Below are 25,316 nucleotides of genomic sequence, written 5' to 3'. Positions count from 1 at the left end.
TGCCCGGAACGCCCCGTCGCCTCTAAATGGACCAATGATATTGGAGTGTGTGATGCTGCGGATAGCCCCTGTTGCCCTGCTGGCCGGACTTGTTCTGGCGCGATCCGCCGCCAGTGCCGAAACGCCCGATCCGCTGCCGGTGCCCACGGGCGCGCCGGTGCTGACCGTGACCGGGTCCATCGGGGTGCACAACGCGCCAGATGCGGCGGTGTTCGACATGGCGATGCTGCAAGGGCTTGGTTCCAGCCTGGTCGAGACATCGACCCCCTGGACCGCCGGGCGGGCAAGCTTTCGCGGCGTGCCGCTTTACATGCTGACGGACAGGCTGGGCGTCACCGAGGGGATGCTGTTTGCCCAGGCGGTGAACGATTACAGCGCCGAGATCCCGCTCGAGGATGCCGTGCCCGGGCGCGCGCTGGTCGCCTGGGAAATGAACGGCGCCCCGATCCCGCCGCGCGGCCAGGGCCCCTTGTGGGTGATCTATCCCTTTGATGCCGCCCCGGAATTCCAGTCCGAGGTGATCTATTCGCGGGCGATCTGGGGCCTTGACCGGATCGAGGTGCGCCCGGCCCCGGAACAGGGCCAGTGATGCGCGCCAACCTGCTGCGGCTGGCCGGGGTGCTGGCCGCACTTGTGGTCATGGCCGGCTTTGCGGCCGGGATCGCAGCCATGGTCCGCGATGTGCGCGACGAGATCGACGCCCTTGCCACCGCGAATTCCGACAGCGCGCAATGGAGCATGGCGCAGCTGGATGTCGAATTCCTCGCCTTTCAGCTGGAACTGCGCACCCTTCAGGCCGGCGCTGGCGATCCGGCGCGGCTCCGCCGCCGCTTCGACGTGTTCTACGGCCGCATCCGGCTGATGGAGACCAGCCGGCTTTATGATCCCCTGCGCGGACGCGAGGATTTCGAGGTTGCCATGGCCTCGGTCTGGCATTTCCTGAACCAGGTCACGCCGCTGATCGACGGGCCGGATGCTGCGCTGGTCGGGGCGCTGGGGCGGATGGCATCCGATGCCGATGCGTTGCGGCCGGTCTTGCGCAATCTCACGCTCAGCGGACAGCGCGCGATGGCCGTATCGTCCGACCTGCGGCGGCGCGAGGCAGGGGCCACGCTGGTGCGCGTGGCGGTCGTCACGCTGGTTCTGGTGATGGTGCTGGCGGCGATGGTCGTGGTGCTGGCCCGGCTGGTGCGCCAGACCCGGATGCGCGCGGCCGAACAGGCGCTGACCCACGGGCGCTTGCGCGCGATCATCGCCACCTCGCAAGATGCGATCCTGGTCGTGGACGCCCGCGGTCAGGTGCTGGAATCGAACGCCGCCGCCGAGGAGCTGTTCGGCATTGCCCGCCATCAGATCGAGGGCCGCAGGGTCGACACGCTGATCTGTCGCCGCGATGCCCTGGCCGATGATGCCGATCGCTTGCCGCCCGCAGGCGCGCGGCTGACGCGGATCGAGGGCCGGCGCGGCGATGGCAGCCGGTTTCCGGCCGAAATCTCGGTGGGCGAGACGGGCAGCGAGGACGGCCCGATCCGGGTGTGCTTCCTGCATGACATCTCGGACCGGCTGTCGGCCGAACAGGCGCTGGTCGAGGCCCGCGACCGCGCCCTGGCCGGCGAGAAATCCAACGCCGAAATGCTGGCCCTGATGAGCCACGAGATCCGCACGCCGCTGAACGGCATTCTTGGCACGCTGGATCTGCTGCAGGAAACCCGCCTGACCGCCCGGCAGCGCGATTACCTGCGGGTCGTGCGCAACTCGGGCGATCTGTTGCTGCAGCATGTGAACGATGTGCTGGACATCGCGCGGCTTGATGCGGGCAAGATGCCGGTGGCGCATGAGCCCTTTGACCTGGCCGCGCTGCTGGACAGTGTGGCCGACAGCCAGCGCCCGGCCGCGGCCCGGCAGGGCAACCGGCTGGCCGTCGCGCCCGGCGCCCCCGGCCTTGTGCTGGGCGATGCGCTGAAGCTGCGGCAGGTGCTGCTGAACCTGATCGGCAATGCCGTCAAGTTCACCCGTGACGGCGAGATCACCCTGTCGGCCCGGCGGCTGGGCGATGGCACCGTCGCCGTCACGGTCGCGGATACCGGGATCGGCATTGCCGAGGGCGATCTTGGCCGGATCTTCGACGATTTCGTCACGCTCGACAGCTCGTATGGGCGCCGGGCCGAAGGCACGGGGCTGGGCCTGCCGATCGCGCGGCGGATGGTGCGCGCGATGGGCGGCACGATCGACGTCGAAAGCCAGGAAGGGCATGGCAGCCGGTTCCGCCTGACCTTGCCCTTGCCGCCGACCAGCGCCGACAGCCTGCCCCTGCCGCCCGCTGCCCCGACGGCGGCGCCCGCCGTGCCGCTGCCCCGCATGCGGATCCTTGTGGTCGAGGACAACCCGATCAACCGCTTCGTGGTGCGCCAGCTGCTGGAGGATGACGGCCACCGGGTCGACGAGGCGACCAGCGGCACCGAAGGCGTGGCCCGCGCCGGCAAGCAGTGCTATGACCTGATCCTTATGGATATCGGGATGCCGGAACTGGATGGCGTCGCCGCGACCCGCGCGATCCGCTCGGGCACGGGCGCAAGCCGGCACGCCCCGATCATCGCCTTGACCGCCCATGCCCTGCCCGAAGATCTGGCCCGCTTCACCGAGGCAGGCATGAACGGCACGCTGGTCAAGCCGCTGTCGCGCGGGGCGCTGCGGGACATTCTGGCAGGCACGGCCAGACCGCCCGCGCCCAAGGCCAGCCCTGACAGCATAGATCAGGCGCGCGCAAACGCGCTGATCGAACGATTGGGGCCCGAGACCTTTGGCGATCTGCTGCACAGGTATCTGACCGAGACGGGCGAGGGCCTGGCCGAACTGGCCGATGCCAGCCGCAAGAACGATCTGGCCGCGATGTCGGCGCGGGCCCATCTTCTGGCAGGCAGCGCGGCGGTCTTCGGGGCATCTGGCCTGCGCGGGCATCTGGTGGCGCTGGATACTGCCGCGCGGCAAGGTCAGGGCGATCGGGCGCGCGAACGGCTTGCGCGGGCGCAGGCGATCTGGCCCGAAACCCGCGCAGCCTTCAGGGCACTGGCCGAGACCGCCCAAGGGACGATCACGCCCCCCCCGGCCCCGCCGCCAGCCTGACGCGGGGCCAGCGCCCCAGCCAGCCGCGCGTGCCTATCCGCGTCTCGAATGCTGCACGCCTGGCCGGCAAGGTCGGGCGCAAGATCATCTGCCCCAGATCGGCCAGCCCGAAGGGGGCGATCAGGCGGCATGTCCCGCCGTCGCGACAGGCCGCGATGGCGGTCGCCGTCTCGGGCCAGTGGCGCATCGCGGCTTCGACGCCGTCATACGGGGCATCGCCATTCCTCAGATGCATCCGCGCCTGATTGCGCACCGACCAGCGAAGGTCAGGGTTCAGTGCCGTCAGCCGCGCCTCCAGCCGCTGATCGGTGGCCGGGTCCATGTCCTGCGGTCCATGCCAGAGCACATCGACATCCTCGTCCCGACAATCCGAGACGCGGCCATGCAGATGGTCCCAGACCAGATTGCGGATGAACCCCGCCCCGATGCAGCCTTGTGGCAGAGCCAGCGCCGCGACATGCCCCAGCGCTTGCCAGCGCAAGGGATCGGCGCGCAGCAGGGCGACGATCCCTGCCTCTGTCATGCCCGCTCAGGCACCCAGCACCTGATCGCTGACCTCGGCCGAGCGCAGCATGTCTTCCAGCGTGAGCGATTCGATGATCACCAGATAGGACCAGAACACCTCGGCAAAGACCTTGCGGATGCGGCAGGTGGCCTCATCCACGCAATCCTCGCAGCGTTGATAGGCGCGGCGCGACAGGCAGGGCAAGGGCGCGATCGGCCCGTCGATCAGGCGCAGAAGTTCCGAAATCGACACTTCGCGCGGCTTCTTGATCAGCGTATACCCGCCCGACCGGCCACGGGTCGAGGCAATGACCCCGGCATTGCGCACCTCGAGCAGAATATGTTCCAAAAACCGCTTGGGCGTGCCCGAGCGGCGGGCGATCTGTTCGATCGTTAGCGGCTCGGGGCTGTCCTTGGCGGCCTCGTCGGCCAGGACCAGCAGCGCCTTGAGCGCGTATTTCATCTTCTGCGTGATCATGGACAGACACTAGGCCGACCGGCAGGCGGAATCAATGCGCCCCGTCCGGCGCCGCTGACCCTTTGACCCCCTGCAAGGCAATGAGTTCCGGTTACTTTCCCGAAGCAGCGCCTGGTCACTCAGGACGCGTCGGCCGCATCCGGGCTGGCCTTGGCCGCCCGCCAGGCGCCGGGGCTATGGCCCGTCCATTTCACAAAGGCGCGGTGAAAGGCGCTTGGCTCGCTATAGCCCAGATCGGCGGCCACTTGCGCAACGCTGCGCTGCCCCTCGGCCAGCAGGCGCTGCGCGCGCACCAGCCGTAGTTCGTCCTTGATCGCCGCATAGCTTTGCCCGTCCATCCGCAACTGGCGCCGCAGCGTGGCAGGCGACAGGCGCAATTCGGCGGCCATGGCGTCAAAGCCGGGCCAGTCGGCCGGCAGGCTGGCCCCCAACCGCGCCCGCACCCGGGCGGCAACGCCATGATCCTGGCGATAGCGCACCAGAATGTTCGCCGGCGCCTCGCGCAGGAAACTGCGCAAGGCCGCCTCGCTGCGGATGACCGGCAGGGACAGGAACCCCGCATCGAACACCAGCCGCGTTGCCGGCTGGTCAAAGCGCACGGGCGCGCCGAAGAACTGGCGATAGTCCTGCCGGTCCTGGGGCGCGGGGCAGCGGAAATCCAGCCCCCGCAAGGGGATGCGCCGCCCGACCAGCCAGCAGGCCACCCCCATCAGCACCAGCCAGTAGGTGCGGTAGGCAAAGGCCAGGCGGGGGCCCGCCGCGTCGGTCAGCACGATCTCGGCCTCGCCGCCTTGCACACGCAGATCGCCGCGCGGATCGTCCAGCACCAGCGTCAGGAACCGCAGCGCCCGGCGCAAGGCGCGCTCCAGCGTGCCGGCGTGCAAGACCGCATGGCACAGCATGGCAAAGCCGCCAGGGCGCATGGGGCGGGCGGCAAGGCCCATGAACTCGTCTTCCATCGCTTGCGCGATCAGCCACCACAGCCGCCCGAAGTGCAGGTTGCTGACCGGCTGATCGACCGCCGGCGGCAGACCGGCCGCGGCCAGCAAGGGCGCCGGGTCGATCCCCTGCCCGCTCAGCCGGTCCAGCGCATCGGCAACAAATCCGGGCGCGATGATGCGGCGATCCATGGCGCCCCTGCATTGCAAAACCGATCAGCAGACAAGACATGATCTGTCATTGTTTGCAAGACACCGCTGCCCTAGACCCGGCGCGCGGCGGGCATGGCCCGCAAGACATGTCGGACCGGGCCGTGGCGTTTCGTGTAGAACCGGACAGGCACGGCCATCGCCGGCAAGACTGGAGGAGCGGGTATGAGCAAACATGATCCCATCGTGATCGTCGGGGCAGCGCGCACGCCGATGGGCGGCTTTCAGGGCGATTTCGCCAGCGTGATGGCGGCCGATCTGGGCGCGGTCGCCATTGGGGCCGCACTGGCCGGGGCGGGTCTTGCCCCCGAGGCCGTGGACGAGGTGGTGATGGGCTGCGTTCTGCCCGCCGGTCAAGGCCAGGCCCCGGCCCGTCAGGCCGCGCTCAAGGCCGGGCTGCCGCTGGGCGCCGGTGCCACCACCATCAACAAGATGTGCGGATCGGGGATGCGGGCGGCGATGTTCGCCCATGACATGCTGCTGGCAGGCTCGCAGGACGTCATGGTCGCAGGCGGCATGGAAAGCATGACCAATGCCCCCTACCTGCTGCCCAAGATGCGCGGCGGCGCGCGGATTGGCCATGCGCAGGTGCTGGACCACATGTTCCTGGACGGTCTGGAAGACGCCTATGACAAGGGCCGCCTGATGGGCACCTTTGCCGAGGATTGCGCCCAGGCCATGCAGTTCACCCGTGAGCAGCAGGATAGCTATGCGATTTCCTCGCTGACCCGCGCACAAAAGGCGATCACCGAGGGGCTGTTCGCGGCCGAGGTCGCGCCGGTGACCGTGCGCGCCGGCAAGTCGGAAACCGTGGTCCGGATCGACGAGCAGCCCGGCAAGGCGCGTCTGGACAAGATCCCCACGTTGAAACCCGCCTTCCGCGAGGGCGGCACGGTGACGGCGGCGAATTCCTCGTCCATATCGGACGGGGCGGCGGCCCTCGTGCTGATGCGCGCCTCCGAGGCCGAGCGCCGCGGCCTGACCCCGCGCGCCATTCTGGTGGGCCATTCGACCCATGCCGACAAGCCGAACCTGTTCCCCACCGCCCCCATCGGCGCCATGCGCAAGCTGTCGGACAAGACGGGCTGGGGGTTGAAGGACGTTGATCTGTTCGAGATCAACGAGGCCTTTGCCGTCGTCGCCATGGCCGCGATGCGCGAGCTGGATCTGCCGCATGACAAGGTGAACATCCATGGCGGCGCCTGTGCGCTTGGCCACCCGATTGGCGCCTCGGGCGCGCGGGTGATGGTGACGCTGCTGGCGGCGCTGGAAACGCATGGGCTGCGGCGCGGCGTTGCCTCGCTGTGCATTGGCGGGGGCGAGGCCACCGCAGTTGCGATCGAACGGGTGATCTGATGCTGCTGACCGAAACCCAGGAACAGATCCGCGACGCTGCCCGCGCCTTTGCGCAGGAACGTCTGGCCCCCGGCGCCGCGCAGCGCGACCGCGACCACAGCTTCCCCCGCGCCGAAGTGGCCGAAATGGGCGAACTTGGCTTCATGGGCATGCTGGTGCCCGAGGAATACGGCGGGTCCGACCTTGGCACCGTCGCCTATGCGCTGGCGCTGGAGGAAATCGCGGCGGGCGAAGGCGCGATGTCGACCATCCTGTCGGTGCACAGCTCTGTCGGCTGCGCGCCGATCCTGCGCTTTGGCACCGAGGACCAGAAGCGCCGCTTTCTGCCGAAGATGGCCAGCGGCGAATGGATCGGCGCCTTTGCGCTGACCGAACCGCAAGCCGGGTCCGATGCCTCGGCGCTGAAGACGCGGGCGCGGCTCGACGGGGACCATTACGTCATCGACGGCACCAAGCAGTTCATCACCAGCGGCAAGAGCGCGGGCGTCACCATCGTCTTTGCCGTGACCGATCCTGCGGCTGGAAAGAAGGGGATCTCGGCCTTCATCGTGCCGACCGATACCCCCGGCTATGAGGTGGTCTCGGTCGAACGCAAGCTGGGCCAGCATGCCTCGGACACCTGCGCGCTGGCCTTCAACGGGATGCGCGTGCCGGTGGAAAACCGCCTTGGCGCCGAAGGCGAGGGCTATCGCATCGCGCTGGCGAACCTTGAAGGCGGGCGGATCGGCATTGCGGCCCAGGCCATCGGCATGGCGCGGTCCGCGCTGGACCATGCCACCGCCTATGCCAAGGAGCGCATGGCCTTTGGCCAGCCGATCATCGCCAATCAGGCCATCGCCTTCAAACTGGCCGACATGGCGACCAAGGTGGCCATGGCGCGTCAGTTGATGCTGCACGCCGCAGCCCTGCGCGAGGCCGGGCGCCCCTGCCTGACCGAAGCGTCCATGGCCAAACTGGTAGCCTCGGAGATGGCCGAGGAAGTCTGCACGGCCGCCATCCAGATCCATGGCGGCTATGGCTATCTGGCGGATTATCCGGTGGAGCGGATCTATCGCGATGTGCGGGTGTGCCAGATTTATGAAGGCACGTCCGAGGTTCAGCGATTGGTCATCGCCCGCTCGCTCTGATCCGTGATACAGATCAAGGTGGCCCCGGCCCTGCTGCGGCAGGCTGGGGCCGTCTTTTTGCCCCAAGCCCCCAGAGGTTGCCATGCGTGTTCTGCCTGCCGTCATTGCGCTGAGCCTGGCCCTGCCCGCAAATGCGCAGGATGCCGCGCGGGGGGCCGCGATCTTTGCCGGCCATTGCGCGGCCTGTCATGGCGCGGATGCGACCGGCGCTGGCCCCATGGCGGCCGTGCTGACGCTGCAACCCACCGATCTGACCCGGCTGTCGGCGCGCAATGACGGGGTGTTTCCGACCATCCGGGTGGTGATGCGGATCGACGGGCGCGATGCCCTGGTGTCGCACGGATCGCCGATGCCGCTGTTCGGGCAATTGTATGAACGCCAGGACACCACGATCGCGGCACCGGACGGAACGCCGGTGCTGACCAGCCGGGAAATCGCCGATCTGGTTGCCCACCTGGAAGGCGTGCAGCGTCCCTGAGGGGCGGCAAGCGTGCAGGGGGCCTTCTGCCCCCTCTTGGCCGTGCCGGCCAATTCACCCCCGAGGATATTTGGATCAAGGCGAAAGCAGGTGACGCGCCGCCTCGGTCTTCATTGCGCGGGTGACGGGGGCAAGGACGGGCGCGGACTGGCGGGTGAACTGCCAGTAAAGCGGCACATCCAGCGCGGTGCCGGGCACCAGTTCGACCAGCCGCCCCACGCCCATGTGATTTGCGACCAGCGGCGCCGGGTTCATGCCCCAGCCAAGCCCTGCCAGCGCGGCATCGACAAAGCCGTGGCTGGAGGCGATGCGATGGGTGGGAAAGGCGATCTGACGGCCAAAGGTCTGACGCAGCCAGTCGCCTTGCAAGGTGTCCTTGTCGGAAAAGGTCAGGCCCGGCGCCCGCGCCATCGCCGCGCGGTCCGCGCCATCCGGCATCCAGCGCGTCATGAAGCCGGGACTTGCGGTCGCATGATAGCGCAGCCGGCCCAGCGGCACCGTCTCGCAGCCCTGAAGCGGGCCGGAATGCGAGGTCACGGCCGCCGCGACCTCGCCCCGGCGCAGCCAGTCCTGGCTGTGGGCCTGATCGTCGATCACCAGATCGAACAGCAGGCCATCGACTGCGGCCAGCGCCGGGATCACCCAGGTCGCAAGGCTGTCGGCATTGACCGCAAGGCGCAGCGTCACCGGCCCAGCCCCGCCGATCCGCAGATCCTGCGCGACCGCAGCTTCAAGCGCCGCAACCTCGTCATGGTGGCGGATCAGCCGCAGGCCGGGCGCCGTGGCCGTGCAGGGGCTGCCCCTGCGGATCAGCAGGCAGCCGACCCGGTCCTCGAGCGCCTTCAGGCGCTGCGAGATCGCCGAAGGGGTCACCCCCAGCACCGCCGCTGCCCCTTCAAGGCTGCCGCGACGGTGGATGGCCGCAAGGGCAGCGAGCTGGGCAGGATCGAGCATTAGCCAAACTTCATCAGGGAGAGATTGTTTAACTTGGCTAATCTCGCGTGCCCGGCTAGGTCAAGCGGCAAGACAGGAGACACATCATGTTGCAGGCGCTTTTGGCCGGGTTCGGCACCTCGATCGGGTTGATCGCGGCGATCGGGGCGCAGAATGCCTTTGTGCTGCGCCAGGGCCTGCGGCGCGAACATGTGCTGCCGGTGGTGCTGGTCTGCGCATTGTCCGATGCCCTGCTGATCTCGGCGGGGGTGGCCGGGTTTGGATCGCTGAGCGCGGCCGCGCCCTGGCTGGGGCCCCTGATGCTGTGGGGCGGCGCGGGGTTCCTGGTGGTCTATGGCGCGCTGCGCTTCAAGGCCGCGCTGACGGGGGGCGAGGCGCTGATGCCCGCGCCAGGCCAGTCCGCCCCGCTGGGCCGCGTTCTGGCGATGTGCCTGATGTTCACCTGGGCCAACCCGCATGTCTATCTGGATACGGTGGTCCTGCTGGGCGCGATCTCGGCGCAATATGCGCCCTGGCAGGCGGCCTTTGGCCTTGCCGCCGCCGCGGCTTCGTTGACATTCTTCTCGGCGCTCGGGTTCGGCGCACGGCTGCTGGCACCGGTCTTTGCCCGCCCGCGCGCCTGGGTGGTGCTGGAGATTGTCGTGGGCCTGACCATGTGGACCATCGCCGCCTCGCTGATCCTGCGCGGCCTGCCGGATTGACCGCAGGCGCGATCCGGGGCATGGAGAGCCCCATGCCGATTTACAAGATCCTTCGCCGCCCCGAATGGGATGCGTTCAAGGCCGCGGGTATCACCGCTGGCGCGCCGGTCGATCTGGCCGACGGGTTCATCCATTTCTCGACCGCCGCACAGGTGGCCGAAACGGCGGCGAAGCATTTCGCCACCGAAAGCGATCTGGTGCTGGTCGCGGTCGATCCTGACCGTCTGGGCGCCGCGCTGAAGTGGGAGCCGTCGCGCGGGGGGGCGCTGTTCCCGCATCTGTACCGCGATCTGCGGCTGGACGAGGTGCTGTGGGACAAATCCCTGCCCCTTGGCGCCTCGGGGCATATCTTCCCGGAAGGTGTGTGGTGAACCTGATCGAACGTCTGGGCCTTGGCCTTTTGCACCGCATCGACCCGGAAACCGGCCATGGGCTGTCGCTGACGGCGCTGCGCCTTGGGCTGATGCCGCTGCCGGGGGTGATCACCTCGCCGCGCCTTGCAACCACGCTGGCGGGGCTTGCGCTGCCGAACCCCGTGGGTCTTGCGGCGGGCTATGACAAGAACGCGGTCGCGCTTGGCGCACTGGGCGCGGCAGGCTTCGGCTTTGTCGAGGTTGGCGCCGCCACCCCGCGCCCGCAACCCGGCAACCCGAAGCCCCGCCTCTTCCGGCTGACCGAGGACCGCGCCGTCATCAACCGCTTCGGCTTCAACAACGAAGGGGCCGATGCGATTGCCGCCCGCCTGGCGGCGCGCCGCCCCGGCCCTGTGCCGGTCGGCCTGAACCTTGGCGCCAACAAGGACAGCGCGGACCGCGCCGGCGATTTCGCCCGGGTGCTCGCGACCTGCGGCCCGCATGTCGATTTTGCGACCGTCAATGTCTCGTCGCCCAACACGGAAAAGCTGCGCGATCTGCAAGGGCCGGCCGCCTTGGCCGCCCTCCTCGCCCGGGTGATGGAGGCGCGCGCCACCCTGCCCCGGCCGATCCCGGTGTTCCTCAAGATTGCGCCCGATCTCAACCATGACGAGATTGCCGCGATTGCCGAGGTTGCGCTGACCTCGGGCCTGTCGGGGATCATCGCCACCAATACCACCCTTGGGCGCGATGGTCTGAAAAGTGCCAGCCGGGCCGAGGCAGGCGGGCTATCCGGCGCGCCATTGTTCGAAAAGTCCACCCGCGTGCTGGCGCTGCTGTCGCAGGCCACCGGCGGGCGGCTGCCGCTGATCGGGGTGGGCGGCATTTCCACCGCCGAACAGGCGCTGGAAAAACTGCGCGCCGGTGCCAGTGCGGTGCAAATCTATTCGGCGCTGGTCTATGGCGGCTTCTCGCTGGTGCCAAAGATCGTGCGAGGCATCGACGCCGCCCTTGCGGCGCAGGGGCTCGCCTCGGTCGCGGACCTCACGGGCACCGGGCGCGGCGCATGGCTCTGATCTTGTGGCACAACCCGCGCTGCTCGACCTCGCGCAAGGCGCTGGCGCTACTCGAGTCGCATGGCCTTGCCCCGGCGATCCGCCGCTATCTCGACGACCCGCCCAGCCGCGATGACCTGGCGGCGCTCGACCTGCCGGCCCGGCAGATGATCCGCTGGAAGGATGCGCCCGACCTGCCACGCGATCTGACCGATGCGCAGATCCTCGACCACCTTGCCAGCCACCCGCGCCTGATCGAACGGCCCATCCTGATCGGCCCCAAAGGCGCCCGCATCGGCCGCCCGCCCGAGGCGGTCCTGGCCGCGCTCTGACGCGCCGCCCTGGCACGCCCGCCAGTCTTTGCCTTTTTCCAAATACCCCGGGGCGCGCATCGGCCCTGCCGATGCGCCGGGGGCGGCGCCCCCGCTGCCGCGCGCCCTGCGCGCGGCCAGACCAGACCCGCCGCCTGCGGCGCCCGGCCCAAGGCGCGGGGGGCGGGCCGGAACGGCCCGTCCGCCGCGGTGCGGGAGTGCCCCCCGCCCCCCCCAGATCCTGCCCTGGCCCCTCGTTGTCATACGCCCGTTACACAACCGCAGCACAAGCGTCACGCAGCGGCGGTATTCCGGCCCCAGCGGCCGAATCCCGGCCCGACAACCAAGGAGCAATCCATGTCCTTCGTGAAACTCTCGGCCTCGGCCCTTGCCATCGCCGCCGTCTCGGCCACCGCTGCCATGGCGCGCGACAATATCCAGTCGGCCGGGTCTTCGACCGTTCTGCCCTATGCCACCATCGTTGCCGAAGCCTTCGGCGAGAACTTCGACTTCCCGACCCCGGTCGTCGAATCGGGCGGCTCGGGCGCTGGCCGCAAGAAACTGTGCGAAGGCGTGGGCGAGAACACCATCGACATCGCCAATTCCTCGTCGCGCATCAGCCAGTCGGACATCGACCTGTGCAAATCGAACGGCGTGACCGAGATCATGGAAGTCCGCTTCGGCTATGACGGCATCGTCTTCGCCAGCGACATCAAGGGCCCGACCTTCGCCTTCACCCCCGCCGACTGGTATGCCGCCCTGGCCGCCAAGGTCGTCAAGGATGGCAAGCTGATCGACAACCCGAACAAGACCTGGTCGGACGTGCGCGCCGATCTGCCGAACCAGCCGATCTTGGCCTTCATCCCCGGCACCAAGCACGGCACCCGTGAAGTGTTCGACGAAAAGGTCGTCCACGCCGGCTGCAAGGCCACCGGCGCCGAAGAGGCCTTCATCGCCGCCGCGGGCGGGGACAAGGCGGCCGGCAAGAAGGGCTGCATGACGCTGCGCACCGATGGTGTCTCGGTCGACATCGACGGCGATTACACCGAAACCCTGGCCCGCATCGACGCCAACAAGACCGCCATCGGCGTCTTCGGCCTGTCGTTCTACCAGAACAACATGGACAAGCTGGTCGTCGCCACCATGAGCGGCGTGACCCCCTCGGTCGACAGCGTTGCGAACGGCTCTTACCCGGTGTCGCGCCCGCTCTACTTCTACGTCAAGAAGGCGCACCTGGGCGTGATCCCCGGCCTCAAGGAATACATCGAGTTCTTCGTGTCGGACGACATGGCCGGCCCGAACGGCCCGCTGGCCGCCTATGGCCTCGTGTCGGACCCGGAACTGGCCAAGACCCAGGAAGCGGTGGCCGCCGAAACCCCGATGGGCCCGCTGAACTGAGAAAAGACCCGGGCGGCGCCACCAGCGCCGCCCTTTCCCTGACCGGAGTGACCCGATGTCCGTCGGCATCCTGATCCTGATCGTCCTGTGCATCGGCATCGCAGGCTTTGTGCTGGGCCGCCAGCGCGCGCTGTCCCGTGCCGCCGCCGAAGGGCGTCGCCTGCACTCGCTGCCGTCGTATTACGGCCAGTCGGTCCTGCTGTTCGCCACCGTGCCCGCGCTGCTGCTGCTGGGGGGCTGGCTCCTGGTGCAACCCATGGCGATCGAGGGGCGCGCCGCGGCCCATATCACCCAGGCCGACATTCCCGAAGGCTCCAGCCACGATCTGGTCATGGCCGATGTGCGCCGCATCGCGGGCGGGCTTGCGGCCCTGAAGGCGCAGGGCAATCTGTCCGATGACGATCTGGCCCGTATGCGCGCCGATCTGACCGATATTCGCGGCCGTCTGGCCAGCGCGGGCATCGCCGTCGGCGATACCGTCAAGCCCAATGTCTTCGAGGCCGCCAAGGCCCTTGCCGCCGCGCAAACCCTCTCGCACATGCTGATGACGGTTGCCGTGCTGGCAGCCTCGGCCATCGGCGCCGCCATCGCCTTCCTGCGCATCCGCCCCGAGGCGCGCGCGCGCAATGTGGTGGAACAGTTCATCCTGGCGCTGCTGATCGGCTCGTCCATGGTCGCGATCCTGACCACGGCGGGCATCGTGCTGTCGCTGCTGTTCGAGACGATCCACTTCTTCCAGATCTACCCCGCGCGCGAGTTCTTCCTGTCGCTGACCTGGAACCCGCAGTTCCGTGGCGGGTCCGAGCTGGGCATCTGGCCGCTGCTCTGGGGCACGCTTTACATCTCGTTCATCGCGCTGCTGGTTTCGGTGCCGATCGGGCTGCTGGCCGCGATCTACCTGTCGGAATATGCCGGCAAGAAGCTGCGCGCCTTTGCCAAGCCCGCCATCGAAATCCTGGCCGGCATTCCCACCATCGTCTACGGGCTGTTCGCGCTGATCACCGTTGGCCCGATGCTGCGCGACTGGATCGCCCAGCCGATGGGGTTTGGCGAGTCGTCCTCGTCCGTGCTGACCGCCGGGCTGGTGATGGGCATCATGCTGATCCCCTTCGTCTCTTCGCTGTCGGATGACATCATCAACGCGGTGCCGCAGGCGATGCGCGATGGTTCCTACGGGCTTGGCGCCAACCAGTCGGAAACCATCCGCCAGGTGATCCTGCCTGCCGCCCTGCCCGGCGTCGTCGGGGCCGTGCTGCTGGCCGCCAGCCGCGCCATTGGCGAGACGATGATCGTGGTGATGGGCGCGGGGGCTGCCGCCCGGCTGAACCTCAACCCCTTCGAGGCGATGACAACGATCACCGTCAAGATCGTCAGCCAGCTGACCGGCGATACCGAATTCGCCAGCCCCGAAACGCTGGTCGCCTTTGCCCTGGGCCTGACGCTGTTCGTCTTCACGCTGGGGCTGAATGTGCTCGCGCTCTACATCGTGCGCAAATACCGGGAGCAATACGAATGACCGACGCGACCGCTTCTGTCCACGGATCGCTGTTTCAGGCCGATGCGCGCACCCGCCGCCGCCGCGCTGCCGAAACCCGGTTCCGCGCCTATGGGCTGGGCGCCGTCATCCTCTCGGTGCTGGCGCTGGTCTTTCTGCTGAGCTCGGTGCTGGGCAATGGCACCGGCGCGTTCCGCCAGTCGGTGATCCGGCTGGAGATCACGCTGGACCCCGCCATCGTCGCCCCCAAGGGCACCGACCCCGAGGCGCTTGCCAAGGTGACGACCATCGGCTACGGCCGCCTGCTGGATCAGGAAGTGATTGCCGAGCTGACCGCCAAGGGCATCGACACCGCCGGCATGTCCGCCAAGGACATCAGCGCGATGCTGTCCAAGGAAGCCGCTGCCGATCTGCGCCGCATGGTGCTGGCCGATCCTTCGCTGATCGGGCAGACCATCACCTTCGACGCCTTTGCCAACGGCCGGATCGACGGCTATTTCAAGGGCCGCGTCACGATGGAAAGCGCCGCGCTGGACAGCAATGTCAGCCCCGCCCAGCTGCTTCTGGCCGAACGGATGCGCGATGCGGGCCTGCTGCGTCTGGCCTTCAACCCCGGCTTCCTGACCGCGCCCGACGCATCAGAGCTGCGCCCCGAGGTCGCGGGCCTTGGCGTCGCGATCCTGGGGTCGGCCTACATGATGATGATCGTGCTGGTGCTGGCGCTGCCGCTGGGCGTTGCGGCCTCGATCTACCTTGAGGAATTCGCGCCCAAGAACAAGCTGACCGACCTGATCGAGGTGAACATCTCGAACCTCGCGGCCGTGCCGTCCATCGTGTTCGGCATCCTGGGTCTGGCGATCTTCATCAACTTTGCCGGGCTGCCGCAATCGGCGCCCATCGTGGGCGGGCTGGTGCTGACGCTGATGACGCTGCCGACCATCATCATCTCGACCCGCGCCGCGCTCAAGGCGGTGCCGCCCTCGATCCGCGATGCGGCGTTGGGGGTGGGGGCATCCAAGATGCAGGCGATCTTTCACCATGTCCTGCCGCTGGCCATGCCCGGCATCCTGACCGGCACCATCATCGGCCTTGCGCAGGCGCTTGGCGAAACCGCGCCGCTTCTGCTGATCGGCATGGTGGCCTTTGTGCGCGACTTCCCCGCCGCGCCGCCCGAAGGGTTCTTTGACCCCGCATCCGCCCTGCCCGTGCAGGTCTACAACTGGACGACCCGCGCCGATCCGGCCTTCATGGAACGCGCCTCTGGTGCCATCATCGTGCTGCTGGTCTTCCTTGTCGCCATGAACGCGGTCGCCATCGTCCTGCGCCGCCGCTTTGAACGCCGCTGGTAAGGAGGGGCAGGACGAATGAACGACATGCGAATCGTGGAGAGAACCGTGGACGCGAACAAGGCCAAGATGACCGCCCGTGGCGTGCAGGTTTACTATGGCGCCACCCATGCGCTCAAGGATGTCAGCGTCGACATTCTGGACAACACCGTCACCGCCTTCATCGGCCCCTCGGGCTGCGGCAAATCGACGTTCCTGCGCTGCCTGAACCGGATGAACGATACCGTGGCCATCGCCCGCGTGACGGGGGAAATCCGGCTGGACGGCGAAGACATCTATGACAAGCGCGTCGATCCGGTCCAGTTGCGCGCCCGCGTCGGCATGGTGTTCCAAAAGCCGAACCCCTTCCCCAAGTCGATCTATGACAACGTGGCCTATGGCCCGCGCATCCATGGCCTGGCCCGCACCAAGGCGGAACTGGACCAGATCGTGGAAACCAGCCTGCGCAAGGCCGCCATCTGGAACGAGGTCAAGGACCGCCTGGCCGCCCCCGGCACCGGCCTGTCGGGCGGCCAGCAACAGCGCCTGTGCATTGCCCGCGCCATCGCCACCAGCCCCGAAGTGCTGCTGATGGATGAACCCTGCTCGGCCCTTGATCCCATCGCCACGGCACAGGTCGAGGAGCTGATCGACGAGCTGCGCAGCCAGTTTTCCGTGGTGATCGTCACCCATTCGATGCAGCAGGCCGCCCGCGTCAGCCAGCGCACCGCGTTCTTCCACCTGGGCAACCTGGTCGAATATGGCGAGACCGGCCAGATCTTCACCAACCCCAAGGATCCGCGCACCGAATCCTACATCACCGGCCGTATCGGCTGATCCGAGGTTCCGACATGAGCAATCAACAACATATCGCCTCGGCCTTTGACCGCGACCTCGAAGCGGTGCAGGCGCTGATCATGAAGATGGGCGGCCTGGTCGAGGCGGCAATCCTCGACAGCGCCCGCGCGCTGGAAACCCGCGATGATGAACTGGCCCGCCAGGTCGTTGCCGGCGACAAGGCCATCGACGCGCTGGAAAATCAGGTTCACGACGAAACCGCCCGCCTGATCGCCCTGCGCGCCCCGGCGGCAGGCGATCTGCGCACGGCGCTGACGGTGATGAAGATCGCCGGATCGCTGGAGCGGATGGGCGATTATGCCAAGAACATCGCCAAACGCTCGACCGTGCTGTCACAGGCGGCCCCCATCGGCGGCACGGCCGGCACCGCGCGGCGCATGGCGAAACTGGTCGAGCAGATGCTCAAGGACTCGCTCGATGCCTATATCCGCCGCGATGTGGCCCTGGCCGCCGATGTGCGCCAGCGCGACAAGGATGTCGATCAGGTCTACAACACCCTGTTCCGCGTGCTGCTGACCCATATGCTGGAAGACCCGCGGGCGATCACCAATTCCATGCACCTGCATTTCATCGCCAAGAACCTGGAACGGATGGGCGACCATTCCACCAGCATCGCGGAACAGGTGATCTATCTGGTCACCGGCGAATTGCCGGACGACACGCGGCCCAAGGGCGACAGCACCGCCTATGTGACCTCGGCCAACGACTGAGAGAAAGACCATGCTTGCACAGCGACAACCCGTGGTCCTGCTGGTCGAGGATGAAAGCGCGCAGCGCGAAGTTCTCAGCTACAACCTCGAAGCCGAAGGCTTTGCCGTCGTCACCGCCGTCAATGGCGACGAGGCGCTGCTGATGGTGCAGGAAGAAGCCCCCGATCTGGTCCTGCTGGACTGGATGCTGCCCAATGTCTCGGGCATCGAGGTTTGCCGCCAGATCAAGGCCCGTCCCGAAACCCGCGGCATTCCGGTGATCATGCTCTCGGCCCGCTCCGAGGAACTCGACCGCGTGCGGGGCCTCGAAACCGGGGCCGACGATTATGTCGTCAAACCCTATTCGGTGGCCGAGCTGATGGCGCGCCTGCGCACCCAGCTGCGCCGCGTGCGGCCGGCCGCAGCAGGCGAGCGGCTGGTCTGGCAGGATATCTTGCTCGATGCGGCCGAACACCGCGTCTGGCGCGACAGCCAGCCGATCAATCTGGGCCCGACGGATTTTCGCCTGCTGACCACCTTCATGGAAAAGCCGGGCCGTGTGCTGTCGCGCGAACAGCTGCTGGACCGGGTCTGGGGTCGCGACATCTATGTCGATACCCGGACGGTGGATGTGCATGTCGGCCGGCTCCGCAAGGCGCTGATGAAGCATGGCGGCACCGATCCCATCCGCACCGTGCGCGGCGCCGGCTATTCGCTGGGCTAGGTCGGATCGACACTCCGGCACCCTGCCGACAGATATCTGCAAAAGACGATCTTTCCGTTTCACCTTGCCGAAAATACCCCACGGGGAGGTCTGGAGGGGTGTGAAACCCCTCCAGCGGCCAGCCACAGGCGCCGATCCATCCGCATGGCGAGCCGCCCCAGGCACGTTGTGAAGCGCCCACGCATCGTCTAAGGTCTGCTCAACAACAAGGCAGGGCTTTGGTCCATGGCCGGGGCAGGATGACCGCGCTTCGCAAATACGCCAGACTGGAAACCACGGGCCTGTGGCGGCCCGTGCCCGATGCCCAGCGGCGCGAGGTCGTGGTATCGTTCGGTGACGCGTCACTGGTGCTCAGCGACGGACGCACCCAGATGCCGCTCAGCCACTGGTCGCTTCCGGCCGTCCAGCGCCGCAATCCTGGCGAGATGCCCGCGATCTACGCCCCGGCGTCGGATGCGCAGGCCGAAACCATCGAGATCGACGATACCGGCATGATCGAGGCGATCGAGACAGTGCGCGGCGCGCTGGCCCGCCGCCGGCCCCGGCGCGGACGCGGGCGGCTGCTGGCCATGGGTCTTACCGCCGCCGCGATCCTTGCGCTGGCCGTGTTCTGGCTGCCCGGCGCCGTCGTGGGCCACACCACCCGGATCGTGCCCTTCGTGAAACGCGAACAGATCGGCCATGATCTTCTGTTGTCGATGGCGCGCTATACTGGCGCGCCCTGCGCCGATCCGCAGGGCCTGGCCGCGCTGGGGCGGCTGTCCGCCCGCCTGTTCGGGCGTGATGGCGCCCAGGTCGTCGTGCTGCGCGAAGGGCTGGCGCCAGGCGGCACCGCCCATGTGCCGGGCCGTATCCTGATGGTGGACCGCCGCCTTGTCGAACAGTTCGACGGGCCCGAGGTTCTGGCCGGTCATCTGATCGCGGAAAAGCTGCGCACCGAACAATCCGACCCGCTGGCCGAGGTGCTGCACGCCGCAGGGTTGCGCGCCACCTTCACGCTGCTGGCCACCGGCACCCTGCCCGCGGGCGCGCTGGAAGGTCAGGCGCAAGAGCGTCTGCAAACCCCGCCCGCCGAGGTGCCAGGCGATCTGCTGCTGCGCCGCTTCGCCTCGGTCGGGCTACCGGCGCAGCCCTATGCGCTGTCGCTCGATCCACAGGGCACGGCGACCCGCGCCCTGATCGAGGGCGATCAGCTTGCCCCCGGCACCGCCCGCCAGCTGATGCCCGATGCCGACTGGCTGGCACTGCAATCGGTCTGCACCCGCTGAAACGACCCGGCCATGGCCGCGCCAGCCGCCGATCGGACAGCGAAAGCCGCGATCGAAACGGAAAACGCCGCCCCGGTCACAGGGCGGCGTGTCTTGTCATCGTCAATGCCTGTCCCTAGCGCCGCAAGATCGCATCGCCAAAGCCCGCCCCCCGGGCAGCCTGCAGGGCCGCAACCGCCTGCCCGTCAGAGGCAAAGGGACCAGCGCGCACGATCTGCACCGGCTTGCCCTTGATCGCGCCACGGCTGACCTGCACCGGCATCCCCAGCGCCTGCAACTGCGCCGCCGCGCGCGAGGCGTTCTGCGGCACGCCAAAGCTGCCGACCTGAACAAAGCGCGCCCCGCCCGCAGCAGCGGGCGCGGCATCCGTCTTGCTGCTGGCCGCGGCATGTTGCGGCCGGGCATAGGCCGGATCGCGCAGTTTCTGCGGCACACGGTCCGTCCAGACCTGGCGCATCCGCTGATCGCCCTCGGCCGTGCCAAGGGCACGGTTCGGGTTCAGCCGGTCATCGGTCCAGGCCGCCTTGTAGCCCGCAGGCGGCGTCATCAGATCCGATGTCGCGACACGCACGACCGGGCCGGCCGCCACCGGATGCCCCGGCACACCGGCCAGTTCGACATTCGGCACCGGACGCGGGCTGTTGGAACACAGCAGCAGCGTGCGACCATCGCGCAACCGATAGAAATGGCCATAAGGCGTGCGCTCCGGGCAGCCCCGGCTGCGATCGACCAGCGGCGGATGCCCGCCAAGCGAGAACGGCGGGGCATCGCCTGCCAGAACCGGGCCCCGCGGCGCAACCGGCACCGGGGCCGGGGCTGCCACCACAGCCCGCGGCGCAGCCACGGCGGGCGGCGCAGCAGCCACCACAGGCGCCGCCGCACGCAGCGGCGTCGGCTTGCCATAGGTCACCGGCGGCGGCACATATTGCGACGGCGCGACAGCCGCCCCCCGCACGGCCCTCGGCGCAGCCGCCACAGGAACCGGCGCAGCCGCCATGGCGACCGGCGCAGGCGCCGCGGGCACCGGCTCTGGCGTGGCAAGCTGGCGCTGCGCCTGGGCCATGGCGGTCACCGACGGTGTCTGCCCGCAGATCGGGTTGCGCGCACGGTCGATCCGCGCAACCCAGTTGGTCTGTCCGCCATATCCGGCGCGGACGTAAAGACACCCGCGGCTATCGACATATTGCTGGCCGGAAAACCCTGCCGGCGGAAGTTCGGCTGGCGGGCGGCCCTGTGCATGGGCAATATTTGCAGTTGCAGCGGCCGCGACCAGCGCGACCGGCAGAAATTTAAGCAGCATGACTACCCCCTAGTAGCTGGGATCATCATGCAGGCCTTCATCTTGCGAGTAAACCCCCCGCAAACCCTTGATGCGGTGTTACTTCGTGCCATACAGGCGGTCGCCCGCATCGCCAAGGCCGGGCACGATGTAGCCATGATCGTTCAGGTGGTCATCCACCGCCGCCGTCACGATCGGCACATCGGGATGCGCCTCGCGCATCCGGGCGATCCCTTCGGGCGCAGCCAGCAGGCACAGGAAACGGATCTCCTTGGCCCCCTTGGCCTTCAGCAGGTCGATCGCGGCCACCGAGGAATTGCCCGTCGCCAGCATCGGATCGACCACGATGGTGATGCGGTCCTCCAGCTGATCGGGCACCTTGCAGTAATATTGCACCGGCTTGAGCGTCTCGGGATCGCGATAGAGCCCGACAAACCCGACCCGCGCCGCCGGGATCAGTTCGAGGATCCCGTCCAGCAGCCCGTTCCCCGCCCGCAGGATGGAAATCAGCGCCAGCTTCTTGCCCTCGATCGCCGGGGCATCCATCTCGCACATCGGGGTCTCGATCCGCCGGGTGGTCATCGGCAATTCGCGCGTGACCTCATAGGCCAGCAGCAGGCTGATCTCGCGCAAGAGCTGGCGGAACGAGGCCGTGGACGTGCCCTTGTCCCGCATGATCGTCAGCTTGTGCAGCACCAGCGGGTGCGACACGACGGTCAGGTGATCCAGCATCAGACGGCCTCCAGCTTCTTCGCGATACGGCCTCTGGTATCGGCGTCACAGAAGGCCGCGTCAAGCGCGGTGCGGTTGATCCGCGCGAACTGGCCCTCGTCCCAGTCGAAGGCACGGTTCAGCATCTGGAATTCGCGTTCCATCGTGGTGTGGAAAAACGGCGGATCGTCGGTCGAGACCGTCACCTTGACGCCCCGCCGGTCCAGCTCGTTGATCGGATGCTTGCGCCAGTCGGCAAAGACCCCCAGCGCGATGTTCGACCCCGGGCAAACCTCCAGCACCACGCCGCGCTCGGCCAGCTCGTCCACCAGCGCCAGATCCTCGATGGCGCGCACCCCATGGCCAATGCGTTCCACCCCCAGATCGGCCAGCGCATCGCGAATGCTTTGCGGCCCGCCCCATTCGCCAGCATGGGCGGTCAGCCGCAAGCCCGCCTCGCGCGCACAGTCAAAGGACCAGCGGAAATCCTTGGGCTGGGCGGCCTTTTCATCCCCGGCAATGCCAAAGCCGGTGATGAAATCGCCTACCGTCTCGGCCGCGCAGATCGCGGTTTCCCGCGCCTTCTCGGGCCCGAAATGCCGGATACAGGTGACAATGCCGCGCAGCTCTGGCCCGCCCTGCGCCGCCACAGCCCGCGCCGTTTCATGGATCGCATGCAGATATTCGCGCCAGGCCCCCAGATCGCGCCCGCCGCAAAAATCCGGGCTGACAAAGGTCTCGGCATAGATCACCCCGCTCGCCGCGCATTCCTCCAGCACGGCGCGGGTCAGCCGCGCATAATCCTCGGGGCTTTGCAGAACGCTGGTCGCCGCCTCATAGACCTTCAGGAAATGCCAGAAATCGGCATAGGCATAGCCGCCCCGCGCATCGAATATCCCCGAGATGTCGATGGATTTCTCTTTCGCCAACCCGCGCACAAAGGCCGGCGGCGCCGCCCCTTCCAGATGCAGATGCAGTTCGATCTTGGGCAGCATCCCTGTTCCTTTGCCTTTTTGAAAATACCCCGGGGGGTCCGGGGGGCTGGCCCCCCGGCCTTGTCAGATCAGCCCGCGCCCCGGCCCGGGGTTCGCAACCCCCAGATGCGACGCGACCGTGGCCGCCACATCGGTGAACGCGCACAGGCCCAGCGCGCCTGCCCCTGCCCCGGCACACAGCACCGGCACCCGCTCGCGGGTATGTTCTGTGCCGCGCCAGGTCGGATCATTGCCATGATCGGCGGTGAAGATCGCCAGATCCCCCGGCCGCAACCGCGACAGGAACACCCCCGCCTCAGCATCGAACCATTCCAGCGCCCGCGCATAGCCCGCCACATCGCGCGGATGGCCATAAAGGCTGTCGAATTCGACGAAATTCGCAAAGGTCAGCGCGCCATCCTCGGCCTCATCCGCCAGCCGCTGCAGCGATTGCATCAGATCGGCATCGCTCTTGCCCTTGTGCAGCTTGCCGATGCCGCGCAAGGAAAAGATATCGCCGATCTTTCCCACCGCATGGGTCGCCCGCCCAGCGCCCGCGACCACGTCCAGCAGCGTCGGTGCAGGCGGCGCGATGGCAAAATCACGCCGGTTCGCCGTGCGGCGGAAATCGCCGCAGCTGCCGGTAAAGGGCCGCGCGATCACCCGGCCAACTTTCATCGCGTGCAAGGTCGGCGCAAGATCGGCGCACAGCTTCAGCAGCCGCGCCAGCCCAAAGGCCTCTTCATGGGCGGCAATCTGGAACACGCTGTCGGCCGATGTATAGCAGATCGGCCAGCCGGTCCGCAGGTGCTCCTCGCAATGCGCCGCGATGATCGGAACGCCCGAGGCATGGCAATTGCCCAGGATCCCCCCGGTTCCCGCCAGTTCGCAGACCTTGGCCACCAGGTCGGGCGGAAAGGCCGGGGTGGTATCGGGAAAATAGGTCCAGTCCCACGGCACCGGCACGCCAGCCAGTTCCCAATGCCCCGAGGGCGTGTCCTTGCCGCGCGAGACCTCGGTCGCTGCCCCCCAGCGCCCCTGCGGCACCGCGCCCAGACCCGGCGCCTCCATCCCGCTGGCGAGGCGAATTGCAGCGCCCAGCCCCAGCCCGTCCAGCACCGGCATGTGCAGCCGCCCGCTACGGCCCATATCGGCCCGCCCTTCGGCGCAGGCCTGGGCGATATGGCCCAGCGTATTGGCGCCGGCATCGCCAAAGTCGGCGGCATCGGGGGCACCGCCGCAACCTACGGAATCCATCACGATCAGAAAGGCACGCGCCATGTCAGTCAGCCTACCCGGTCCTGCACCAGTTGCGGAAGATCGGCGGTATCGCCCAGATGATAGGCTGCCTGCAAGGTGGCAATCGCGCGATCCGCCGCCTCGGGCGTGGCCGCATGGACACGGGCCAGCGGATCGCCGGGGCCCGCGTTCATCCCGATCCCCTTGAGGTCGGAAAACCCGACGCGCGGGTCAATGGCATCGCCGTTGCGCAGCCGCCCGCCGCCCAGATGCACCACGGCCTCGCCCACCGCGCGGGTGTCGATCCGCGTCACGATGCCGGCACCGACCGCAGGCACATCGCGCACCACCGGCGCCACCGGCAGGTGATCGCGCCAGCGGTCCAGAAAATCCGCGGGTCCCCCCTGCGCGGCAACCATGCGGGCAAGGCGTTCCGCCGCCCGGCCCGAGTGCAGGCTGGCAAAGATGCGCCTGCCCCCCTCGGCCGCATCGGGCGCCGCACCGCACAGCGCCAGCAGCTCGCCCCCCAGCGCAACGGTCAGATCCCACAGCCGCTGGTTCACCGGATCGCAGGTCAGCGCGCCCATCACCTCGGCCACCTCCAGCGCATTGCCGGCATTGGCCGCCAGCGGCTGGTCCATATCGGTGATCAGCGCCGAGGTGCGGCACCCCGCCCCGTTTGCCGTATCGACCAGCGACCGCGCCAGGGCCCGCGCCTGCGCGGCCGAAGGCAGGAAGGCGCCCGAGCCGACCTTGACGTCCAGCACCAGCGCATCCAGCCCCGCCGCCAGCTTCTTGGACAGGATCGAGGCGGTGATCAGGTCGATGCTTTCGACCGTGCCCGTCACATCGCGGATCGCATAAAGCCGTCGGTCGGCGGGGGCGATTTCGCCGGTCGCCGCGACGATGGCACAGCCGACATCGGCGACGATGCGGCGAAAGTCGGCCTCGGGCTGGTCGACCCGGTAGCCCGGAATCGCCTCAAGCTTGTCCAGGGTGCCGCCGGTATGGCCAAGCCCCCGCCCCGAGACCATCGGCACATAGACCCCGCAATCGGCCAAAGCGGGGGCCAGCAACAAAGAGATGGAATCCCCCACCCCGCCTGTCGAATGCTTGTCGACGACCGGCGCGGGCATGTCCCAGCGCAGCACGGTGCCGGAATCGCGCATCGCTTCGGTCAGCGCGACCCGGCCTGCCTCGCCCAACCCTTTCAGCAGCACGGCCATGGCAAAGGCCCCGGCCTGTGCATCGGTCACGCCGCCATCCGCCAACCCCATGGCAAACCAGCGCAGATCGCTGGCCGAGGGCTGGCCACCATCGCGGATCGTGGCGATGATCCGGCGTGCGTCGGTCATGCGCGGTCCATATGGCCAGGGGTGAAGGCACCGGGCAACAGCGTGCCGATGGTGGTGGCAAGCTGCTGCCCGTCGGTCGTGCACAGCGTCACCGGCGTTTCGGGGCCGCCGAATTCGGCCAGCTTTTGCCGGCACCCCCCGCAGGGCGGAACCGGTGCCGGGCAGTCGGCGATCACCAGAACCTCGGTCAGGCGGGTCTCGCCTGCGGCCACCATGGCGGCAATCGCCCCGGCCTCGGCGCAGGTGCCTTCGGGATAGGCGGCGTTTTCCACATTGCAGCCGCGATAGATGGTGCCCGAGGCGCCCCGGACCGCCGCCCCCACCTTGAAGCGGGAATACGGCACATAGGCGTTTTCACGCACTTCGCTTGCAGCTTGCAAAAGGGACATCGGCGCCTCGCACGGTGGGATGAT

Annotated in this window: 26 protein-coding genes; 16 read left to right on the top strand and 10 right to left on the bottom strand. The window is 68.0% G+C overall.

Annotated elements, in window-relative coordinates; all coding sequences use genetic code 11:
- Window positions 1-52 precede the first annotated feature (52 nt).
- Both G481_RS0114425 and G481_RS23910 read left to right on the top strand, forming a co-directional pair.
- Window positions 53-589 carry a putative pterin-binding protein gene (locus G481_RS0114425; RefSeq protein ID WP_051294547.1) on the top strand — a complete coding sequence of 179 codons (537 nt, stop codon included), beginning with the start codon at window positions 53-55 and terminating at the stop codon, window positions 587-589.
- A complete protein-coding gene (locus tag G481_RS23910) occupies window positions 589-3,123 on the top strand; it encodes an ATP-binding protein (RefSeq protein ID WP_051294546.1) in 2,535 nt (844 codons plus the stop codon). Before G481_RS0114425 ends, G481_RS23910 begins: the two co-directional genes overlap by 1 nt.
- Here G481_RS23910 and G481_RS0114415 read toward each other — a convergent pair.
- The 3 genes from G481_RS0114415 to G481_RS23905 all read right to left on the bottom strand — a co-directional run bounded on the left by G481_RS0114415 (window position 3,092) and on the right by G481_RS23905 (window position 5,235).
- Complete coding sequence (locus G481_RS0114415; protein WP_028030667.1) at window positions 3,092-3,646, bottom strand: nucleotidyltransferase family protein; 555 nt, start codon at window positions 3,644-3,646, stop codon at window positions 3,092-3,094. The genes G481_RS23910 and G481_RS0114415 overlap by 32 nt on opposite strands.
- Before the next feature lie 6 nt (window positions 3,647-3,652).
- Window positions 3,653-4,105, bottom strand: coding sequence for an RrF2 family transcriptional regulator (locus G481_RS0114410; protein WP_028030666.1), 453 nt, complete (start codon window positions 4,103-4,105; stop codon window positions 3,653-3,655).
- 119 nt (window positions 4,106-4,224) lie between these two features.
- Window positions 4,225-5,235, bottom strand: coding sequence for an AraC family transcriptional regulator (locus G481_RS23905; protein WP_035026170.1), 1,011 nt, complete (start codon window positions 5,233-5,235; stop codon window positions 4,225-4,227).
- A gap of 183 nt (window positions 5,236-5,418) precedes the next feature.
- Here G481_RS23905 and G481_RS0114400 point away from each other — a divergent pair, with 183 nt between their 5' ends.
- The 3 genes from G481_RS0114400 to G481_RS0114390 all read left to right on the top strand — a co-directional run bounded on the left by G481_RS0114400 (window position 5,419) and on the right by G481_RS0114390 (window position 8,214).
- A complete protein-coding gene (locus G481_RS0114400) occupies window positions 5,419-6,609 on the top strand; it encodes an acetyl-CoA C-acyltransferase (protein ID WP_028030665.1) in 1,191 nt (396 codons plus the stop codon).
- Window positions 6,609-7,736 carry an acyl-CoA dehydrogenase family protein gene (locus G481_RS0114395; RefSeq protein WP_028030664.1) on the top strand — a complete coding sequence of 376 codons (1,128 nt, stop codon included), beginning with the start codon at window positions 6,609-6,611 and terminating at the stop codon, window positions 7,734-7,736. Before G481_RS0114400 ends, G481_RS0114395 begins: the two co-directional genes overlap by 1 nt.
- 82 nt (window positions 7,737-7,818) lie before the next feature.
- Window positions 7,819-8,214, top strand: coding sequence for a c-type cytochrome (locus tag G481_RS0114390; protein ID WP_028030663.1), 396 nt, complete (start codon window positions 7,819-7,821; stop codon window positions 8,212-8,214).
- A 75-nt stretch (window positions 8,215-8,289) separates the two neighbouring features.
- Here G481_RS0114390 and G481_RS0114385 read toward each other — a convergent pair whose 3' ends face one another.
- Window positions 8,290-9,168 (bottom strand): LysR family transcriptional regulator ArgP, encoded by an 879-nt coding sequence (locus G481_RS0114385; RefSeq protein WP_028030662.1) that lies wholly within the window; start codon window positions 9,166-9,168, stop codon window positions 8,290-8,292.
- Between the two features lie 86 nt (window positions 9,169-9,254).
- On the opposite strand from G481_RS0114385, the gene G481_RS0114380 reads away from it, so the two are divergent.
- The 11 genes from G481_RS0114380 to G481_RS0114330 all read left to right on the top strand — a co-directional run bounded on the left by G481_RS0114380 (window position 9,255) and on the right by G481_RS0114330 (window position 19,345).
- On the top strand, window positions 9,255-9,869 hold the full coding sequence (locus G481_RS0114380) for a LysE/ArgO family amino acid transporter (protein ID WP_035026166.1): 615 nt from the start codon (window positions 9,255-9,257) through the stop codon (window positions 9,867-9,869).
- Between the two features lie 32 nt (window positions 9,870-9,901).
- On the top strand, window positions 9,902-10,240 hold the full coding sequence (locus G481_RS0114375) for a DUF952 domain-containing protein (protein ID WP_028030660.1): 339 nt from the start codon (window positions 9,902-9,904) through the stop codon (window positions 10,238-10,240).
- On the top strand, window positions 10,237-11,298 hold the full coding sequence (locus G481_RS0114370) for a quinone-dependent dihydroorotate dehydrogenase (RefSeq protein ID WP_028030659.1): 1,062 nt from the start codon (window positions 10,237-10,239) through the stop codon (window positions 11,296-11,298). The genes G481_RS0114375 and G481_RS0114370 overlap by 4 nt, the downstream gene beginning before the upstream one ends.
- Complete coding sequence (locus tag G481_RS0114365; RefSeq protein WP_035026164.1) at window positions 11,289-11,609, top strand: ArsC/Spx/MgsR family protein; 321 nt, start codon at window positions 11,289-11,291, stop codon at window positions 11,607-11,609. The genes G481_RS0114370 and G481_RS0114365 overlap by 10 nt, the downstream gene beginning before the upstream one ends.
- 336 nt (window positions 11,610-11,945) lie before the next feature.
- Window positions 11,946-12,986, top strand: coding sequence for a substrate-binding domain-containing protein (locus tag G481_RS0114360; protein WP_028030657.1), 1,041 nt, complete (start codon window positions 11,946-11,948; stop codon window positions 12,984-12,986).
- 55 nt (window positions 12,987-13,041) lie between these two features.
- Window positions 13,042-14,502, top strand: coding sequence for a phosphate ABC transporter permease subunit PstC (pstC, locus tag G481_RS0114355; protein ID WP_028030656.1), 1,461 nt, complete (start codon window positions 13,042-13,044; stop codon window positions 14,500-14,502).
- On the top strand, window positions 14,499-15,830 hold the full coding sequence (gene pstA, locus G481_RS0114350) for a phosphate ABC transporter permease PstA (RefSeq protein WP_028030655.1): 1,332 nt from the start codon (window positions 14,499-14,501) through the stop codon (window positions 15,828-15,830). Before pstC ends, pstA begins: the two co-directional genes overlap by 4 nt.
- Window positions 15,831-15,854: 24 nt before the next feature.
- The gene (gene pstB, locus G481_RS0114345) at window positions 15,855-16,643 is read left to right on the top strand and encodes a phosphate ABC transporter ATP-binding protein PstB (protein WP_425402466.1); all 789 of its coding nucleotides are present in this window, start codon (window positions 15,855-15,857) and stop codon (window positions 16,641-16,643) included.
- A gap of 14 nt (window positions 16,644-16,657) precedes the next feature.
- On the top strand, window positions 16,658-17,374 hold the full coding sequence (phoU, locus tag G481_RS0114340) for a phosphate signaling complex protein PhoU (RefSeq protein ID WP_028030653.1): 717 nt from the start codon (window positions 16,658-16,660) through the stop codon (window positions 17,372-17,374).
- 10 nt (window positions 17,375-17,384) lie between these two features.
- Window positions 17,385-18,077, top strand: coding sequence for a phosphate regulon transcriptional regulator PhoB (gene phoB, locus G481_RS0114335; RefSeq protein ID WP_028030652.1), 693 nt, complete (start codon window positions 17,385-17,387; stop codon window positions 18,075-18,077).
- 239 nt (window positions 18,078-18,316) lie between these two features.
- Window positions 18,317-19,345, top strand: a complete 1,029-nt coding sequence (locus G481_RS0114330; RefSeq protein WP_028030651.1) for a hypothetical protein — start codon at window positions 18,317-18,319, stop codon at window positions 19,343-19,345.
- Window positions 19,346-19,460: 115 nt separating this feature from the next.
- Here G481_RS0114330 and G481_RS0114325 read toward each other — a convergent pair whose 3' ends face one another.
- From G481_RS0114325 to G481_RS0114300, 6 genes are all read right to left on the bottom strand, one after another.
- Window positions 19,461-20,645, bottom strand: coding sequence for an SPOR domain-containing protein (locus tag G481_RS0114325; protein WP_028030650.1), 1,185 nt, complete (start codon window positions 20,643-20,645; stop codon window positions 19,461-19,463).
- A 78-nt stretch (window positions 20,646-20,723) separates the two neighbouring features.
- Window positions 20,724-21,356, bottom strand: a complete 633-nt coding sequence (gene upp, locus G481_RS0114320) for a uracil phosphoribosyltransferase (protein ID WP_028030649.1) — start codon at window positions 21,354-21,356, stop codon at window positions 20,724-20,726.
- The gene (locus G481_RS0114315) at window positions 21,356-22,330 is read right to left on the bottom strand and encodes an adenosine deaminase (protein WP_028030648.1); all 975 of its coding nucleotides are present in this window, start codon (window positions 22,328-22,330) and stop codon (window positions 21,356-21,358) included. Before G481_RS0114315 ends, upp begins: the two co-directional genes overlap by 1 nt.
- Window positions 22,331-22,393: 63 nt before the next feature.
- Window positions 22,394-23,590 carry a phosphopentomutase gene (locus G481_RS0114310; protein ID WP_028030647.1) on the bottom strand — a complete coding sequence of 399 codons (1,197 nt, stop codon included), beginning with the start codon at window positions 23,588-23,590 and terminating at the stop codon, window positions 22,394-22,396.
- A 5-nt stretch (window positions 23,591-23,595) separates the two neighbouring features.
- Complete coding sequence (locus tag G481_RS0114305) at window positions 23,596-24,903, bottom strand: thymidine phosphorylase (protein WP_028030646.1); 1,308 nt, start codon at window positions 24,901-24,903, stop codon at window positions 23,596-23,598.
- On the bottom strand, window positions 24,900-25,292 hold the full coding sequence (locus G481_RS0114300; protein WP_028030645.1) for a cytidine deaminase: 393 nt from the start codon (window positions 25,290-25,292) through the stop codon (window positions 24,900-24,902). The genes G481_RS0114305 and G481_RS0114300 overlap by 4 nt, the downstream gene beginning before the upstream one ends.
- Window positions 25,293-25,316: the final 24 nt, after the last annotated feature.

It is taken from the genome of Gemmobacter nectariphilus DSM 15620 (assembly GCF_000429765.1).
Lineage (GTDB): Bacteria > Pseudomonadota > Alphaproteobacteria > Rhodobacterales > Rhodobacteraceae > Wagnerdoeblera > Wagnerdoeblera nectariphila.
This window is presented reverse-complemented; position numbering and strand designations above follow the sequence as displayed.

What these genes read in the sequence shown, in the direction of transcription:
- G481_RS23910 (WP_051294546.1), top strand. Translation starts at nt 589, where the DNA reads ATGCGCGCCAACCTGCTGCGGCTGGCCGGGGTGCTGGCCGCACTTGTG.
- G481_RS0114315 (WP_028030648.1), bottom strand. Translation starts at nt 22,330, where the DNA reads ATGCTGCCCAAGATCGAACTGCATCTGCATCTGGAAGGGGCGGCGCCG.
- G481_RS0114300 (WP_028030645.1), bottom strand. Translation starts at nt 25,292, where the DNA reads ATGTCCCTTTTGCAAGCTGCAAGCGAAGTGCGTGAAAACGCCTATGTG.
- G481_RS0114305 (WP_028030646.1), bottom strand. Translation starts at nt 24,903, where the DNA reads ATGACCGACGCACGCCGGATCATCGCCACGATCCGCGATGGTGGCCAG.
- G481_RS0114325 (WP_028030650.1), bottom strand. Translation starts at nt 20,645, where the DNA reads ATGCTGCTTAAATTTCTGCCGGTCGCGCTGGTCGCGGCCGCTGCAACT.
- G481_RS0114375 (WP_028030660.1), top strand. Translation starts at nt 9,902, where the DNA reads ATGCCGATTTACAAGATCCTTCGCCGCCCCGAATGGGATGCGTTCAAG.
- G481_RS0114365 (WP_035026164.1), top strand. Translation starts at nt 11,289, where the DNA reads ATGGCTCTGATCTTGTGGCACAACCCGCGCTGCTCGACCTCGCGCAAG.
- pstC (WP_028030656.1), top strand. Translation starts at nt 13,042, where the DNA reads ATGTCCGTCGGCATCCTGATCCTGATCGTCCTGTGCATCGGCATCGCA.
- phoU (WP_028030653.1), top strand. Translation starts at nt 16,658, where the DNA reads ATGAGCAATCAACAACATATCGCCTCGGCCTTTGACCGCGACCTCGAA.
- G481_RS0114410 (WP_028030666.1), bottom strand. Translation starts at nt 4,105, where the DNA reads ATGATCACGCAGAAGATGAAATACGCGCTCAAGGCGCTGCTGGTCCTG.
- pstB (WP_425402466.1), top strand. Translation starts at nt 15,855, where the DNA reads ATGCGAATCGTGGAGAGAACCGTGGACGCGAACAAGGCCAAGATGACC.
- G481_RS0114330 (WP_028030651.1), top strand. Translation starts at nt 18,317, where the DNA reads ATGACCGCGCTTCGCAAATACGCCAGACTGGAAACCACGGGCCTGTGG.
- G481_RS0114400 (WP_028030665.1), top strand. Translation starts at nt 5,419, where the DNA reads ATGAGCAAACATGATCCCATCGTGATCGTCGGGGCAGCGCGCACGCCG.
- G481_RS0114390 (WP_028030663.1), top strand. Translation starts at nt 7,819, where the DNA reads ATGCGTGTTCTGCCTGCCGTCATTGCGCTGAGCCTGGCCCTGCCCGCA.
- G481_RS0114380 (WP_035026166.1), top strand. Translation starts at nt 9,255, where the DNA reads ATGTTGCAGGCGCTTTTGGCCGGGTTCGGCACCTCGATCGGGTTGATC.
- G481_RS0114385 (WP_028030662.1), bottom strand. Translation starts at nt 9,168, where the DNA reads ATGCTCGATCCTGCCCAGCTCGCTGCCCTTGCGGCCATCCACCGTCGC.
- G481_RS23905 (WP_035026170.1), bottom strand. Translation starts at nt 5,235, where the DNA reads ATGGATCGCCGCATCATCGCGCCCGGATTTGTTGCCGATGCGCTGGAC.
- upp (WP_028030649.1), bottom strand. Translation starts at nt 21,356, where the DNA reads ATGCTGGATCACCTGACCGTCGTGTCGCACCCGCTGGTGCTGCACAAG.
- pstA (WP_028030655.1), top strand. Translation starts at nt 14,499, where the DNA reads ATGACCGACGCGACCGCTTCTGTCCACGGATCGCTGTTTCAGGCCGAT.
- G481_RS0114310 (WP_028030647.1), bottom strand. Translation starts at nt 23,590, where the DNA reads ATGGCGCGTGCCTTTCTGATCGTGATGGATTCCGTAGGTTGCGGCGGT.
- G481_RS0114395 (WP_028030664.1), top strand. Translation starts at nt 6,609, where the DNA reads ATGCTGCTGACCGAAACCCAGGAACAGATCCGCGACGCTGCCCGCGCC.
- G481_RS0114360 (WP_028030657.1), top strand. Translation starts at nt 11,946, where the DNA reads ATGTCCTTCGTGAAACTCTCGGCCTCGGCCCTTGCCATCGCCGCCGTC.
- phoB (WP_028030652.1), top strand. Translation starts at nt 17,385, where the DNA reads ATGCTTGCACAGCGACAACCCGTGGTCCTGCTGGTCGAGGATGAAAGC.
- G481_RS0114415 (WP_028030667.1), bottom strand. Translation starts at nt 3,646, where the DNA reads ATGACAGAGGCAGGGATCGTCGCCCTGCTGCGCGCCGATCCCTTGCGC.
- G481_RS0114425 (WP_051294547.1), top strand. Translation starts at nt 53, where the DNA reads ATGCTGCGGATAGCCCCTGTTGCCCTGCTGGCCGGACTTGTTCTGGCG.